14 protein-coding genes are annotated in these 14,548 nt (G+C 69.3%); 6 read left to right on the top strand and 8 right to left on the bottom strand.

Annotation, left to right across the window (positions count from 1 at the left end; genetic code table 11):
- Positions 1–68: 68 nt before the first annotated feature.
- The 4 genes from ABRP18_RS14340 to ABRP18_RS14355 all read right to left on the bottom strand — a co-directional run bounded on the left by ABRP18_RS14340 (position 69) and on the right by ABRP18_RS14355 (position 3,891).
- Positions 69–1,442, bottom strand: coding sequence for an FAD-dependent oxidoreductase (locus ABRP18_RS14340; protein WP_349884868.1), 1,374 nt, complete (start codon positions 1,440–1,442; stop codon positions 69–71).
- A gap of 61 nt (positions 1,443–1,503) precedes the next feature.
- On the bottom strand, positions 1,504–2,565 hold the full coding sequence (locus tag ABRP18_RS14345) for a polyprenyl synthetase family protein (protein ID WP_061016898.1): 1,062 nt from the start codon (positions 2,563–2,565) through the stop codon (positions 1,504–1,506).
- A 46-nt stretch (positions 2,566–2,611) separates the two neighbouring features.
- Positions 2,612–3,331: a class I SAM-dependent methyltransferase gene (locus tag ABRP18_RS14350; protein ID WP_349884869.1), complete on the bottom strand. Its 720-nt coding sequence runs from the start codon at positions 3,329–3,331 to the stop codon at positions 2,612–2,614.
- Positions 3,328–3,891: a DUF402 domain-containing protein gene (locus tag ABRP18_RS14355; RefSeq protein WP_058632561.1), complete on the bottom strand. Its 564-nt coding sequence runs from the start codon at positions 3,889–3,891 to the stop codon at positions 3,328–3,330. Before ABRP18_RS14355 ends, ABRP18_RS14350 begins: the two co-directional genes overlap by 4 nt.
- A 56-nt stretch (positions 3,892–3,947) precedes the next feature.
- Here ABRP18_RS14355 and ABRP18_RS14360 point away from each other — a divergent pair, with 56 nt between their 5' ends.
- Entirely contained in the window at positions 3,948–5,216 is a 1,269-nt protein-coding gene (locus ABRP18_RS14360) for an isochorismate synthase MenF (RefSeq protein WP_061016897.1), read from the top strand.
- 13 nt (positions 5,217–5,229) lie between these two features.
- On the opposite strand, the gene ABRP18_RS14365 is transcribed toward ABRP18_RS14360, so the two are convergent.
- From ABRP18_RS14365 to ABRP18_RS14375, 3 genes are read right to left on the bottom strand one after another with little or no spacing between them, the layout of a single operon-like run.
- Positions 5,230–6,072: a polyphosphate kinase 2 family protein gene (locus ABRP18_RS14365; RefSeq protein ID WP_349884870.1), complete on the bottom strand. Its 843-nt coding sequence runs from the start codon at positions 6,070–6,072 to the stop codon at positions 5,230–5,232.
- Between the two features lie 16 nt (positions 6,073–6,088).
- Entirely contained in the window at positions 6,089–7,738 is a 1,650-nt protein-coding gene (menD, locus tag ABRP18_RS14370) for a 2-succinyl-5-enolpyruvyl-6-hydroxy-3-cyclohexene-1-carboxylic-acid synthase (RefSeq protein WP_349885362.1), read from the bottom strand.
- A 14-nt stretch (positions 7,739–7,752) separates the two neighbouring features.
- Complete coding sequence (locus ABRP18_RS14375; RefSeq protein ID WP_046747792.1) at positions 7,753–8,103, bottom strand: PLD nuclease N-terminal domain-containing protein; 351 nt, start codon at positions 8,101–8,103, stop codon at positions 7,753–7,755.
- Between the two features lie 75 nt (positions 8,104–8,178).
- Here ABRP18_RS14375 and ABRP18_RS14380 point away from each other — a divergent pair, with 75 nt between their 5' ends.
- From ABRP18_RS14380 to ABRP18_RS14400, 5 genes are all read left to right on the top strand, one after another.
- Positions 8,179–8,607 carry a hypothetical protein gene (locus tag ABRP18_RS14380; protein WP_349884871.1) on the top strand — a complete coding sequence of 143 codons (429 nt, stop codon included), beginning with the start codon at positions 8,179–8,181 and terminating at the stop codon, positions 8,605–8,607.
- Between the two features lie 70 nt (positions 8,608–8,677).
- Positions 8,678–9,331: a thioredoxin domain-containing protein gene (locus tag ABRP18_RS14385; RefSeq protein WP_046747790.1), complete on the top strand. Its 654-nt coding sequence runs from the start codon at positions 8,678–8,680 to the stop codon at positions 9,329–9,331.
- 89 nt (positions 9,332–9,420) lie between these two features.
- Positions 9,421–10,233, top strand: a complete 813-nt coding sequence (locus ABRP18_RS14390; protein ID WP_349884872.1) for a tyrosine-protein phosphatase — start codon at positions 9,421–9,423, stop codon at positions 10,231–10,233.
- A 45-nt stretch (positions 10,234–10,278) separates the two neighbouring features.
- Positions 10,279–12,354: a DUF2156 domain-containing protein gene (locus ABRP18_RS14395; protein ID WP_349884873.1), complete on the top strand. Its 2,076-nt coding sequence runs from the start codon at positions 10,279–10,281 to the stop codon at positions 12,352–12,354.
- 30 nt (positions 12,355–12,384) lie between these two features.
- Positions 12,385–13,218: a nucleotidyltransferase domain-containing protein gene (locus tag ABRP18_RS14400; protein WP_349884874.1), complete on the top strand. Its 834-nt coding sequence runs from the start codon at positions 12,385–12,387 to the stop codon at positions 13,216–13,218.
- A gap of 3 nt (positions 13,219–13,221) precedes the next feature.
- Here ABRP18_RS14400 and tet(42) read toward each other — a convergent pair whose 3' ends face one another.
- Positions 13,222–14,508 (bottom strand): tetracycline efflux MFS transporter Tet(42), encoded by a 1,287-nt coding sequence (gene tet(42) / locus ABRP18_RS14405; protein ID WP_349884875.1) that lies wholly within the window; start codon positions 14,506–14,508, stop codon positions 13,222–13,224.
- Positions 14,509–14,548: the final 40 nt, after the last annotated feature.

Consider the following 14,548-nt stretch of genomic DNA (forward strand, 5'->3'; position numbering starts at 1 on the left):
TTCCTCCCCCGTTCACGCCAGGCTAGCGGAGCGTGCCGAAGGGACGGGGAGGCCAGACCGAGGCGGCGTTACTCGCCGCGGGAGACGCGGACCATCTCGTCGCGCGGGACCACCTTGACGCGGGCCCGCTCCTCAGGCGCGCCGAGAGCGATCTCGTGCTCGTCGAGGCGGTGCCATCCGTCCAGGTCGGTCCAGCGCACACCGCGCTCCTGCAGGAGGTCGACGATGGCCTCCTCGGAGGGGTCCTCCGGGTGCCACCAGGAGCCCTGGTCGTTGATGATGTGGCGCACGGTCTCCATCGCATCGGACTTGGTGTGCCCGATCAGACCCACCGGCCCGCGCTTGATCCACCCCGTGGCGTAGATGCCGGGGACGCGCTCGTTCGAGTCCTTCGCGAGCACCTGGCCCTCACGGTTGGGGATCACGCCGTGCTTCTTGTCGAACGGGACGCCGGGAAGGGGCGAGCCGAAGTAGCCGATGGCGCGGTACAGGGCCTGCAAGGGCACCTCGCGCAGCTCACCGGTGCCGATCGCCCCGCCCTGGCCGTCGGGCTGGGTGCGCTCGTAGACGAGCGCCGCGACGCGACCGTTCTCGTCCTTGCGGACCTCGACCGGCTTCGCCCAGAAGTGCAGGTGCAGGCGTCGCGAGGCCGTGCCGCCGGCGTTGTTCACCGAATCGCGCTTGCGCCACGACTGCAGGATGCGGTCGATGACCATGACCTGCTTGTTGCTGGCGACGGCATCCTTCGCCGCATCGTCGTAGTCGAAGTCCTCGTCGTAGACGACCATGTCGACGTCCCGCAGTTCGCCGAGCTCGCGCAGCTCGAGCGGCGTGAACTTCACCTGCGCCGGCCCACGACGGCCGAACACGTGCACGTCGGTGATCTCGCTGGCCTTGAGGCCCTCGTAGACGTTCGACGGCACCTCGGTGACCAGCAGATCCTCCGCGTGCTTGGCCAGCATGCGTGCGACATCGAGCGCCACGTTGCCATTGCCCAGCACACCGACGGATGCCGCATCCAGCGGCCATTCGCGCGGAACGTCAGGGTGTCCGTCGAACCAGCTGACGTAGTCGGCCGCTCCGTAGGAGGCGACAGCGTCGATGCCGGGGATGTCCAGAGACGTGTCGCGGATGGCACCCGTGGCGAAGATCACCGCGTTGTAGTGCTTCTTCAGGTCTTCGAGGGTGATGTCCTCGCCGAAGCGCACGTTGCCGAACAGGCGGATGTCACCGCGGTCGAGAACGTCGCGCAGGGCCGTGATGATCCCCTTGATGCGAGGGTGGTCGGGGGCCACACCGTAGCGCACCAGACCGTAGGGCGCGGGAAGCTGCTCGAACAGATCGATCGAGACGTCGAACTTGCGCTCCGCCTTCAGCAGGATGTCCGCGGCGTAGATGCCGGCGGGGCCTGCACCGACGATGGCCAGTCTGAGCTTGGTCATGGGAGGTCCTTTCGTATGCCGTCGCAACAGGCGCGCGACCCGACGGGCCGCCCGCGCGGATTCAGCTGGAGCGTTCGGCGAGGGTCTCTGCGAAGCGGGTCAGTGCCTCGCGCACGGTCCCCCGCGGCAGGCGCGTGAGGGCATCGATCGCATCCTGTGTCCAGGCGTGCGCGAGCTCGAGGGTCTTCTGCGTGACCGCGTGATCGCGCAGCTCATCCAGCGGGCCGTCGAGGATCGCGGAGTCCGCGCCGTCGGCGATCAGGGCCACACCGTCGTCGATGCGCGCCGCGAGATCGACCGCACCCGCGTCGTCCTCCGCTTTCAACAGGAGGTAGGGCATGGTCGGAACGCCGGCGCGCAGGTCGGTGCCCGGCACCTTGCCGGTCTCCTCGGGCTTCGCCGAGAGGTCGATCACATCGTCGAGCAGCTGGAAAGCCACGCCGATCTTCTCGCCGTACACGCGCAGCGGCTCCTCGTACTCCGACGGAGCGTTCGAGAAGATCACACCGCCCTGCGTGGCCGCGGCGATCAGCGAACCCGTCTTGTCGGCGAGCACCTGGATGTAGAACTCGATCGGGTCGTCGCCCTCCTGCGGGCCCAGGGTCTCGTGCATCTGACCGAGGACGAGCCGCTCGAAGGTGTCGGCCTGAAGACGGATCGCGCGCTCACCGAGTCGGGACATCAACTGGCTGGCACGGGAGAACAGGATGTCGCCCGTGAGGATCGCGATGTTGTTGCCCCACACGGCGTGGGCAGCCGGTACCCCGCGACGGCGATCGGCTCCGTCCATCACATCGTCGTGATAGAGCGATCCGAGATGCGTGATCTCGAGCGCCTTCGCGACGTCGATGACCTGGGTGGTGTTGCCGTCGCCGAGCTGGGCGGCGAGGAGGGTGAGCACGGGGCGGATGCGCTTGCCACCTGCCTCGTACAGATAGCGACTCGCGGCATCGGCCAGAGGGTCGGCGACACGGACGTCGTCGGCCAGACCGGTCTCGACGAGTTCCAGCCCGTCCTCGATGGCGCGGGCGACGCGGCGGGCGGCGGGGCCGATGAAGACGCGATCGCTGAAGCCGAGACGGCTCGCCAGTCGCGAACCCGGGGCGATGGGGCTCGAAGTCACGTTCTCAGCCTACCTTCGTCCGATGTCACGGTTTCGCCCGGACGGTTCACTCCGGCTTGCGCGCTCTGTGCAGGGCCACGATGCCGAACGAGAGATTGCGGTACGCGACCTCGCTCCAGCCCGCCTCACGGATCCACGCGGAGAGCCGCTTCTGATCGGGCCACTCCCTGATCGACTCGTTCAGATAGTCGTAGGCATCGCCGTTGGTGCCGGCCACGCGGGCGACACGGGGCAGCACCTGCGCGTTGTAGAACCTGTATGCGCTGCGGAAGAGCTTCCCCGGCGGCGTCGAGAACTCGTTGATCACGAGCCGGCCCCCGGGCTTCGTGACCCGATACAGCTCGCGAAGCGCCTTCTTCGGATCGTTCACGTTGCGCAGCGCGTAAGACATGGTGACCGCGTCGAACGAGGAGTCGGGGAACGGCAGATCGGTGGCATCGGCCTGCACGAACGACAGGTTGCGCATCGCGCCGTGCCGCCGCTCCCCCTCGGCGAGCATCCCCGGGGAGAAGTCGGCTGCGACCACCTCGGCGCCGCTGCGCGCGAGGGAGGCCGACGACGACGCCGTTCCGGCACCGAGGTCGAGGATGCGCTCACCCGGCTTCGGAGCCACGGCTCGCGTGGTGGCTGCCCGCCAGAGCACGTCGTTGCCGAACGTCATGGCGGTGTTCGTGCGGTCGTAGCCCGCGGCGACCTGGTCGAACATGCCGCTGACGCGGGCGGGGTCCTTGCCGAGATCGGCGCGGTTCTTCTCGTTCGAGGTCACGAGTCCAGTCTAGGCGGGAGGCCCAGCGCTTCGAGGCGGTCGAGCCAGGGGTCGACGGTGGCGTCGTCGAACGGGGCGACCTGCGCACGCACCCGCGTCTCGAGGTCGAGGGCCAGGGATTCGAGATGGGCCATGACGTCCGCGGGATACCCGTAGCGCACACTGTGCTCGGCCCACTCGTCGCGGTCGTCGACCCAGGTGCCGCGCTCGCCCGCGACCCGCACCACGTCGAGGTCCATGTCGATCCCGGTCACGAGGAGCGGATCGTCGGACCAGTGGATGTCCCACCCCAGGTCGATGTAGATGCGCATGCCCCTGCGGTGACGGCGGTTGACGGTCACGGCATGGTCGCCGTCGGCCGGAACCAGGGTGACGTTCGGACCCCCGGCGTGGAACTCCGCGCCCGGTCGCACGCTGTGCCACCCCACGGGCTGTCCGAGCCAATCGCCCCACCGGTCGGCACCGAGATACACGCACTCGTGCCGCCAGTGCGGCGAGCCGTCCCACTTGCGCCACTGGAAGACCATCTCGGTGCCGGGTGCGGGGCGTGCATCGCTCATCCGCTCACCCTACGGCCACGCGGATCCCTGTCGTCTGAGCGGCATAGGCTGGATGCGTGCATACCCCCCACCTGGTCGTGGAGACCCGAGAGATCGACCCGGTCGAAGACCTCCTGGCGTACGCCGACCCCGCCCGTCCTCTGGCCTGGTTGCGGCGCGGAGACGGGATCGTCGCCGTCGGCCAGACCCTCAGCGAGATCCGGCCTCCCGCACATGCGGAAGCGTCACGCGTCACGTCGCTCGCGAGCGCCTGGCGGGACATGGCCGCGCATGCCGAGGTGTCCGACCCGATGGAGCTTCCCGGCACCGGGCTCGTCGCCTTCGGAACCATCGCATTCGATGAGGATTCGACAGCCGACAGCGTGCTGGTGATCCCGACGCAGGTGATCGGACGACACGGCGACCGCTTCTGGCGCACCACGATCCGCTTCGCCGGCGCCGCGCAGGCAGGTGCGCCGGAGCATCAGGTCGACCTGGTCACGCAGCCCTATGGACCGCACTGGGCCGGCACGGTGGGTCCGGGGGCCCAGACGCCTCAGGGCTACCAGGACTCGGTGCGCCGCGCCCTCACCCGCATCGCCGACGGCGAGGTGAGCAAGGTCGTGCTCGCACGCGACCTCACCGGCAGCATCCCCGCCGGATCGGACCTGCGGCGTCTGGTGCGCGCCCTGTCGACCGGCTACCCCGACACCTGGGCCTTCGCCGTCGACGGCTTGATCGGCGCGAGCCCGGAGACGCTCGTGACCGTGCACGGGGGCACGGTGACCGCGCGGGTGCTGGCGGGCACGATCGGCCGCGGAGCCGATGCGGATGCCGATACCGCCGCGTCCGCTCATCTCGCGTCGAGCGTGAAGGATCTCGACGAGCACCAGTACGCCGTGCAGAGCGTGCTCGCCTCGCTGCGCGCCCACACCAGGGCTCTGGCGGCGAGCGAGCAGCCCTTCCTGCTGAAGCTCCCCAACCTGTTCCATCTGGCCACCGATGTCGAAGGCGAGCTCGCGTCCGGCGAGACGGCACTCGACCTCGTCCGCGCGCTGCACCCGACTGCGGCTGTGGCCGGCACCCCGACACCCGCGGCGATCGCGGCGATCCGCGAGCTCGAGCCCTTCGATCGCGGGCGCTACGCGGGCCCCGTCGGCTGGGTGGACGCCGCAGGCAACGGCGAGTGGGCGATCGCGCTCCGCTGCGCCCAGTTCACCGAACGGGCGGGAGAGATCGGCGTGACCGCATACGCGGGCGCCGGTATCGTCGCCGGCTCCGATCCCGAGAGCGAACTGCTCGAGACGCGCGTGAAGTTCCGTCCGCTGGTCGACGCGCTGGCCTGACCGCGGCGCACGCTCAACTGGCGGCGAGGCGCTTCTTCTCGGCCTCGACGTCGAAGTCGGCACTCGGCCACTGCGGATCGATGTCCTCCAGTGCCGCGAGCAGCAGCTCCTGCACCGCGAGTCGCGCGTACCATTTCGCATTCGCCGGGATCACGAACCACGGGGCCGCGTCGGTCGACGTGCGGTCGAAGACGGTCTGATACGCGTCCATGTACTGCGGCCAGAGCATCCGCTCGTCCACATCACCCGGGTTGTACTTCCAGTACTTGTCCGGACGTTCGAGGCGCTCCATCAGCCGCGCCTTCTGCTCTTCGGGCGAGATGTGCAGCATGACCTTCACGATCCGGGTGCCCGATGCCGCGACGCGCGCCTCGAACTCGTTGATGGCGTCGTAGCGGCGCTCGATCTCCGCGGGCGGGGCGAGTTCGCGCACGCGCCCGATCAGCACATCCTCGTAGTGCGAGCGATCGAACACCCCGATGAACCCCGGCTCCGGCAGACGCTTCTCGACACGCCAGAGGAAGTCGTGCGCGCGCTCCTCGGCCGTCGGCGCCTTGAATGCGGCGAGCGCGACGCCCTGCGGATCGACACCGCCGACAACGTGCCGCACGATGCCGCCCTTGCCCGCGGAGTCCATCGCCTGCAGCACCAGGAGAACGGCGTCCTTCGCCACGCCGACGCGGCTCTCGGCGAACAGCCGTTCCTGCAGCACGTTGAGGTCCGCCAGGCCTGCCGCGAGGTCGGAGACCCCGTGCGACTTGCCGTGGTCGTAGCCGGGCTTGGCATCGGGGTCGACATCGGCGAGACGGAATCCCGCGCCGACTCGCAGCTTCTGCGTCCAGGTGTGCGCGTTCATACGCACATCCTGCCAGTCAACGCGCCAGCGGCACCTCGATGATCTGACGGCCGCCGCGCGGCGAGGTCAGCGCCTGATCGAGTGCCGTGCGGGTGGTGACGCGCTGGTACTCCCAGCCGTAGGCGAGGGCGAGGTGTTCGAGGCGGACGGTGTGCGGCGTGTAGAAGGCCCGGTCGAGGTCGCCCGGCCGCGCGGAGGATGCGACCTCGAGGGCATCGAAGATCGTGCCGCCGCCGTCGTTCCCGACGATGACCTGCAGCCGAGGCTCCGTCTCGTCCGGCGGCAGCAGCAGAGCGCCGACATCGTGCAGGAAGGCCAGATCGCCCAGCAGCACACGGGTGATCCCTGGTGCTCCGGCCGCCTGACTGGAGATCGCGACACCTGTCGCGGTGGCTATCGTGCCGTCGATGCCGGCGAGACCGCGGTTGGCGTGGACGGGGACCTTCTTGCCGCCGAGCACCTGATCGGCGACGCGCACCAGGCGCGAGGATCCGAACACCAGGCGATCGTGCGGCCAGGTGGCGCGCCACACGGCATCGACGAGGAGCTCGCGATCGAGCGGGCGGCGGACCGCGTCGAGCTCGGCTTTCACCGCTTCTCTGCGCGCAGCGAAGTCGGCGGATGCCAGCGCCTCCGGGTCGGGGGCGTGCTCGCTCAGGTCCACGACCTCAGCGGCGGACGCGCGCATCCACTCACCGAGCCAGTCGCGATCGGCGGCCCCCGGGGTGACCGCGACCGCGTCGACTCCGCGCGTGCGATGGTTGAGGTTCAACTCCTCGCCGCCGTGGCGCACGGCGACGATCTCGACGTCCTGTCGCGCGAGCAGCGCGGCGACCTCGCGGCTGAGAGTGGGATGGCCCAGCACCACGACCCGCTCGATGCGTCCGCCGAGGTCTTCGCGAACCAGCAGGCGACGGTAGCCGTGCACGACCTGACGTCCGAACCGCGCACCGCTCACGATCTCGGCGATCAGCGGCCACCCACCGGCATGCGCGATCTCTTCGGCATCGGGGCCGGCATCGGCGCCGGCGATCACGACGGTGCGCCGGCTGCGGTCGAGTTCGAACGGCTCCTCCTTCAGCCCCGAGGGAACTTCGCCCCGGACGGGTTCGATGGAGGGAAGGTCCCCCGAGAGGGGCTCTCTCGTGGGAAGGTTCAGGTGCACGGGCCCGGCGACGCCACGGAGGCCGCTCTCGACCTCGCGTGCCCCCATCGACGCGGCGACCGCCCGTTCGGCGAGTCCGGCCCAGTCGCCCTCGCCCGGCACGGGAGCATCGAGCGCGTCACGCACCCACGGACGGAAGAGGCCTTCCTGTAGCGTCGCCTGGTTGGCGCCGACGCCGCGCAGCTCCGGGGGGCGGTCGGCGGTGAGCAGGAGCATCGGGACCCCGGAGTGGAACGCCTCCATGACCGCGGGAAGCAGGTTGCCGACGGCCGTCCCCGAGGTGCACACCACCGCTGCGGGCATGCGTGTCTCCCTGGCGATGCCGAGGGCGGTGAACCCCGCGACCCGCTCGTCGATGCGGACGTGCACGCGGAGGTGTCCGTCATCGGCGGCACGCACAGCGGCGAGCGCGAGTGCCTGCGACCGCGAGCCCGGCGACACCACGATGTCGCGCACACCGTGGCCGACGAGCTCGGCGATCAGGGTCGCCGCGGCGTCCATCGCCGGCGACGACGTCACGGGCGCTGGTCCGTGGCAGGAGGCTCGTCGGTCTCGTCGTCGAGGCGTGCCAGCTCTTCCTCGAGGCGGCGGATACGCGCATCCTGCTCGGACTTGCTGATGCTACGGAGGAAAGCAGGGTCGTCATCCGGTGCGACGACAGGACGGACACCGGGATCGTTGGCCCGACGGCGGCCGATCACGAACCAGAGGATGCCGCCGATCACGGGAAGGAGCACGACGATCGCGATCCAGAGCGGTTTGGACACACCCCGGTGCCGCGTCGCCGGCTGCACTGCACAGTCGACGATGCTGAACACCCAGAACACGGCGGCGAGGAAGCCGCCGACGATCAGTAGTCTCGCCACCCCTCCAGTCTAGGCGTGTCGCGACCGCTCCGGCCCCGGGGAGGACAGAGGCGGCGTTGCTAGACTGCGCGGGAAATGTTGCCCCCATCGCTTGATCCGTCGCCGCGAGCGGGGGCCGAACGGCTGCTGATCGCCCGTGTGATCATCGCCGTCGGCCTCGCGCTCCTGCTCGTCGTCGGCGCCTGGTCGACGTCTCGGGGTTCCGCCGACGTGCACGCGACACTGTGTCTCGCCTCCGGTGTCTCGGAGTCGGCCGCGGCTGCCCCGACCTCAGCCGATGTCGAGAGCGCAGCGACGGTCGATGTGCTGTCCTCCGGCGTGGGCATCTGCCTGCTCGCGGTGCTGGGGTCCGTCGCCTTGATCCTGCTGTTCCGCCGGCTCACGGGCCATTCGACACGGACGCTCGACGTCCACTCTCCGCACGCGGCGACTCCGAGCCGGGCGGGCTCTGGCATCCTCGTCTCCGCCCTCACCCTCACGCAGCTCTCCATCTCCCGCACCTGATCCACGACGAGCGTCCGCGCCGCCCGCCGGCGGCACCTTCCCTCGTCGTACCCGTGTGTCTGGAGACCCCATGAAGAACTCTGTCAAAGCGACCCTGGTCGCCATCGCCGTCGCCATCGTCCTGCTGATCGCCGGGATCGTGTTCGCGATCAGCCAGCAGCAACCCGCCGCACCCTCGGCAGAAGGAGAACCGCAGCAGACCGTCCGCACCGACTCGCATGTGCTCGACGACGGGGGCGACGGCGCCGTGACCGTCGTCGAGTTCCTCGACTTCGAATGCGAGGCGTGCGGTGCGTTCTACCCCGTGGTGGAAGATCTCCGCGAGAAGTACGACGGAGAGATCACCTACGTCGTGCGCTACTTCCCGCTTCCCGGTCACATCAACTCCACGCAGGCCGCGTTGGCCGCCGAGGCGGCCGCTCGTCAGGACCGCTTCGAGGACATGTACCACCGCCTGTTCGAGACCCAGGCGCAGTGGGGCGAGCAGCCAGAGGAGACCCCTGAGGTGTTCCGAGGCTTCGCCGAGGAGCTCGGCCTCGACATGGCCGCCTACGACGCCGCGATCGCCGATCCGGCCACCGCGGAGCGGGTGCAGTCCGACAAGACGGACGGTGAGAAGCTCGGGGTCAACAGCACGCCGACCTTCTTCGTCGCCGGGGAGAAAGTCGTGCTGCAGGAGTGGGACGACCTCGAGCAGGCCATCGAGAAGGCCGTGAACGGCTGAGACGACGGGCGGGAACGCGCGGTTTCCGTGTCGAAGCCGCGCGTTCCCGCCACACCGATATTCTGGCCGCACACCCAGGAGAGGCCAGAATGACCATCGACATCTCAACCGCTTTGCAGACGACCCACAACGCCCGCGAACTCACGGGACTCCCGACCTCCGACGGCGGGACGCTCGCCTCCGGCCTCCTCTTCCGGTCGGACGCGCTGGCTGCATTGACGGATGAGGGGATGCAGGCCCTGACCGATCTGCGTATCGGCACGGTCATCGACCTGCGCACGGACGGCGAGCGCTCCCGTGCCGCCGACCGACTGCCCGACGACGGCAGCGTGACACTGATCGAACTTCCCATGCAGGGCGGGGCGATGGACGAGATGGTCAAGAAGTTCCTCCCCGCGGCCGGGAGCGCTGGTCTCTCCGTGACCCAGGTCACCGAGGTGCTGAAGCAAGTGCCGACGCTGGAGGAGCTCTACACCTCGATCCTGGAGTCCAGTGCCCCGCAGTTCGCCACCATCGCCAGGACGGTGCTCGCCGCCGCGCGCACCGAGCGGCCGGGAGTGCTGTTCCACTGCACTGCGGGTAAGGACCGCACCGGCCTCGCTGCCGCGATCCTGCTGCTCGTCGCGGAGGTTCCCCGTGAGGAGATCGTCGCCGACTACACCCTCACGGAGAAGAACCTCGCGCGCGGATTCGCCGAGGCCCTCACCGCGCTGATCACCTCTCTCGGAGTCCCCCTCACCCCGGCGCTGAAGACCCTCGCCACCGAGTCGCCGGCGTCGGCGATCGAGACGGCGATGGAGTGGATCACCGCGAATCACGGAGACGTGTCGGGCTATCTGCGCAGCGGTGGGATGACGGCCGAGGAGATCGCCGACCTCCGACGGGTTCTCCGCGGCGAGTAGGAGCGGCCTCCGCGGCGGAGCCACCTCCCTCGCTACGCTGAGCGCATGACCGAGGAGCACTCCCCCTCTCCGCATCCCGTGATCGCCGTCGTCCGGCGCATCCCCGCGACGCTGACGATGGTGCTGCTGATCCTCGTCGTCGGGGTGGTCTCGCGCGGACTCTGGACACCGTTCGAGGAGACCGCGCTCTTCCAGAGCGTCGCCTACGGTCTTCCCAACCTGGCCGACGGCAAGTGGTGGACTCCGCTCACCGGCACGTTCTTCGTCAACGAGCCGTGGGTGTATCTGTTCACCATCGCGGGCTTCTGGGGCATGGCCTACCTGGAGTTCCGTCGCGGGTCGCGCATCGCGCTCGCCTACTACTGGATCGGGCAGCTGTTCGCGATCTTCGCCACCGCGCTGCTGCTGTTCCTGCTGTCGCAGTTCCCCTGGGCCTGGGCGACGGAGCAGGCCCAGGCACTCGACGTGGGGGCATCCGGCGGCACCATGGCCTGCATCGCCGCCGCGGTCGGGCTGTTCCGTCCGCCGTGGCGAGTGCGCGGCTGGCTCATCCTGCTCGGCTTCGTCTTCATCGCGATGCTGTTCTGGGGCAAGGTCGCCGACCTCGAACACCTCCTCGCGGTGCTGCTGATCCTCGTGGTCGACCGGTCGCTGCGGGTGCGGCACACCACGGTCCGCGAGCAGCGGCTGATCGCCGTGGTCGCGATGCTCGTCCTCGGCGCCGTGGAGATCATCACGACGTTCGTGGCGACCGACGGCCCCTTCGGCCAGACCGATCCCGCGTCCGGCGGATTCATCGACCTGGCGATCGACCTCGTCGTGATCCTCGTGTTGGTGAACGGCCTCCGGCGCGGGCGCCGCTGGACCTGGGTGCTCGCGCTGCTGCTGGGGATCTTCAACGTCCTCACTGCCACTCTCGTGCTGATCCTGATCACGGTGTACAGCCAGGCTCAGGTCGATTTCCGTTGGGATGGAGACACCGAGCTCGCTCTGGCGAACGGGTTCCTCTGGCTGATCATGCTCGTGTACCTGATCTGGGTACGCCGCGCTTTCCGCGCCAAGCGGCGAGCCAAGCTCGGCATGCAACCCGCCCCCACCGTCGAGGACATGAAGCAGCAGCTGCGCACGCACGGAGGCGGCACGCTGTCGTGGATGACGACGTGGGAGGGCAACAGCTACGCCAGAGTCATCGGCGGCATCGTGGCCTACCAGCGGCGCAACGGCGTCGCCCTCGCCCTCGCCGACCCGATCGGACCGGCACAGACGCGCGCCGAGGCCGTGACCGACTTCATCCACGCCGCCGAGCTGGCCGGTCTCGTGCCGTGCTTCTTCAGCGCCGACGAAGCCACGCGCGCCGCCGTGCCCTCGACATGGCGGAGCATCGTGGTGGCGGACGACACGATCGTCGACCTCCCTGGCCTGGAGTTCACCGGCAAGCGCTGGAACTCCGTCCGCACCTCGCTCAACAAGGCGGGCCGCGAGGAGATGACGTTCCGGATGACGCACCTGAAGGCCGAACCGTGGGGTGTGCAGCAGCAGTTGCGCGCGATCTCGGAGGCCTGGGTGGGAGACAAGGATCTGCCGGAGATGCGTTTCACGCTCGGCACGCTCGACGAGGCGGAAGACCCGGAGGTGCGACTCGCGCTGGCCCTCGCACCGAACGGCGACGTCGACGGGTTCCTGTCGTGGCTGCCGGTCTACGGCGAAGGCGGCGTCGTGCGCGGCTGGACCCTCGACCTCATGCGGCGTCGCGAGGGCGGCTTCGGGCCGGTGATGGAGTACCTCATCGGATCCTCCGCCCGCCAGTTCGCCGACGAGGGCGCACAGATCATGTCGCTCTCAGGGGCACCGCTCGCCCACGACTATCCACCGGATGCCGGGATGATCGCAGCGCTCAGCGACCGGCTCGCCGAGGCCCTGGAACCGGTGTACGGCTTCGGGTCGCTGCACCGTTTCAAGCAGAAGTTCCACCCGCGGTACGAGACCATGTACCTGCTGTTCCGTGACGAGAGCGACCTCACCCGCATCGGCGGAGCGCTCACCCGGGCCTTCCTCCCGGACGCGACCCTGCGGCAGTTCGCCGGCGCAGGGCTCGAGCTCGTGCGCGGCGGAAAGGACTGACGCCGGCGGGATCCGCACCGGGGAATCCGCATGAGTACGATCGGTGTCGTGCTCGATGAACACCGCCTCCGCTCCATGGCCGACGACCTGGGAAAGGTGCCAGGGGTGCGAGCCGTCGCGTTGGGCGGCAGCCGCGCGCGAGGGACGCACCGCCCCGACTCCGACATCGATCTGGGGCTGTATGTGGAGGCGGACGTCGACCTGACCGCCCTCGCGGAGGCAGCGAGCGGATGGACCGGCGAAGACGTCGAGATCGCCGGCCGCGGCGGATGGGGACCCTGGGTCGACAGCGGGGCCTGGCTGATCGTCGACGGCGCACCGGTCGACCTCATCCTCCGCGACGTGACCCGCGTCGAGGGCCAGTGCGCCCGCGCCGCCCGTGGCGAGTTCGCCTTCCACTCCCAGCCGGGACATCCGCTCGGCTTCCTCGACGTCGCCTATGCGGGTGAGGTGGCGACCGGCGTGCCGCTCTGCGACCCGGACGGGATCCTCGTCGCGCTGGCTCAAAGCGTGACTCCGTACCCCGACGCCCTTCGCGCGGCGTTCATCGAGAATCTCTGGCAGGTCGACTTCCTGCTGAACGCAGCCACGAAGGGCGCGAAGACGGGCGATGCCGCCTACGTGGCGCTGTGCGGAACCACAGCGGCCATGCTGATCGCCCATGCCTGGCACGCGGCCGCCGGCCAGTGGGTGACGAACGAGAAGGGACTGGTGCCGAACGTGGCACGGCTCCCGATCGACACGGCGGGGTTCAGCGCGGCAGCCGCCGCGGTGCTCGGAAGCATCGGAACCGCGCCGGAAGAGTTGCTGGCGTCGATCGCACAGCTGAGGGGGCTGCCGCGCCCGACAACCCCCTCGGACTGAACCTCAGCCGGCCGTCTCCACGAGTGCCGCGGGAGCGTCGCCCGTCGTCTCGCCGGCCGGGCGCTTCGCGGTGTTCGCGATGTGCGCGCGGCTGACGACGATCACCGCCACGATCATGAGCGCGACCCCGAGCCAGTACGGGGCCGCGTGGCTGACCAGTGCGTAGAGCGCACCGGCGATGAGCGGGGCTGCCGTGCCCATCGCCGCGTTCAACGACTGGGTGGCTCCGCCGAGCCAGCCCTGCTCGTCGTCGCCGACGGCGTTGGACATCGCCCCGTCCATCGCGGCCTGGGACGCCCCCTGGCCGGCGGCCAGCATGAGGGCGCCGACGATGAACACCCACGGCTGCGCGAAGACGGACGCCACGACGGCGAGGGCCGCGAGACCGATCATCTGCGCGACGATGCCGCTCACGATCACTCCGCGCTCGCCGATGCGCGGAAGCAGGATGCCCAGCAGCACGCCCTGGATGAGGATGTCGATGATGCCGACGGCCGCGGTCAGGAGTCCGATCTGGGTCGGCCCCCACTGGATGGAATCCAGGGCGAGCACGCTGAAGTTGTTCACGAAGAACCCGAACGGCAGCGCGAGCAGGCCGAAGCCGATCATCAGTCCGCGCAGCTCCTTGCGTCCGAACGCCTCCTTGAAGACAGCGAAGGGCTGCACGTCGCGCAGCTTGATCGCGGCGATCCTGTTGCCCGGCTTCAGGCTCTCCGGGAGGAGGAAGATGCTGAGGATCGCGATCGTGAGGGCTACGGCGGCGGTGAGGAACACCGGGAGCTGGATGCTGATCGCGGCGAGCAGTCCTCCGATGGCCGGACCGATCATGGTGCCGATCCCCGAGAGCGCACCGAGGAGGCCGAAGCGCTTGGCCCGCTGGTCCGGCGGGGTGATGTCGGCCAGGTAGGCGAAGAGGGCGGGTAGATCGCCCGCGGTGAGGCCCTGGATGACGCGGGCGAGCACGAGCACCCAGAGCGCTCCGCCGAATCCGAACAGCGCCATCGAGAAGGCGGCACCGAATGCCGCGACGATGATCACGGGTCGACGTCCGAAGCGGTCTGAGAGACGTCCGAGGAAGGGCGCGACCAGGAAGGCGCAGAGGCCGTTGATCGCTTCGAGCACGCCGACCCAGATGGCCAGGTCGCTCTCGTGCGAGACGTACTGGAGCACGACGAAGGGCAGGACCGGGAGGACGACCGTCATTCCGATGACGGTGAGCATCGTGAGCACGATGAGCATGATCCACGCGCGGTTCTGGTCCCGTCGCGTGAGAGAGGTGGGTGAAGTCATACCGAAAGTGTAGTCATACCAGTTTTGGTGTCAAGCCAGT

It is taken from the genome of Microbacterium sp. WHRI 7836 (assembly GCF_040223885.2).
GTDB lineage: Bacteria > Actinomycetota > Actinomycetes > Actinomycetales > Microbacteriaceae > Microbacterium > Microbacterium oxydans.

Coding starts and splice junctions, on each gene's coding strand:
- ABRP18_RS14390 (WP_349884872.1), top strand. CDS start 9,421: ATGACCATCGACATCTCAACCGCTTTGCAGACGACCCACAACGCCCGC.
- ABRP18_RS14340 (WP_349884868.1), bottom strand. CDS start 1,442: ATGACCAAGCTCAGACTGGCCATCGTCGGTGCAGGCCCCGCCGGCATC.
- ABRP18_RS14365 (WP_349884870.1), bottom strand. CDS start 6,072: ATGAACGCGCACACCTGGACGCAGAAGCTGCGAGTCGGCGCGGGATTC.
- menD (WP_349885362.1), bottom strand. CDS start 7,738: ATGGACGCCGCGGCGACCCTGATCGCCGAGCTCGTCGGCCACGGTGTG.
- ABRP18_RS14400 (WP_349884874.1), top strand. CDS start 12,385: ATGAGTACGATCGGTGTCGTGCTCGATGAACACCGCCTCCGCTCCATG.
- ABRP18_RS14380 (WP_349884871.1), top strand. CDS start 8,179: ATGTTGCCCCCATCGCTTGATCCGTCGCCGCGAGCGGGGGCCGAACGG.
- ABRP18_RS14385 (WP_046747790.1), top strand. CDS start 8,678: ATGAAGAACTCTGTCAAAGCGACCCTGGTCGCCATCGCCGTCGCCATC.
- ABRP18_RS14355 (WP_058632561.1), bottom strand. CDS start 3,891: ATGAGCGATGCACGCCCCGCACCCGGCACCGAGATGGTCTTCCAGTGG.
- ABRP18_RS14395 (WP_349884873.1), top strand. CDS start 10,279: ATGACCGAGGAGCACTCCCCCTCTCCGCATCCCGTGATCGCCGTCGTC.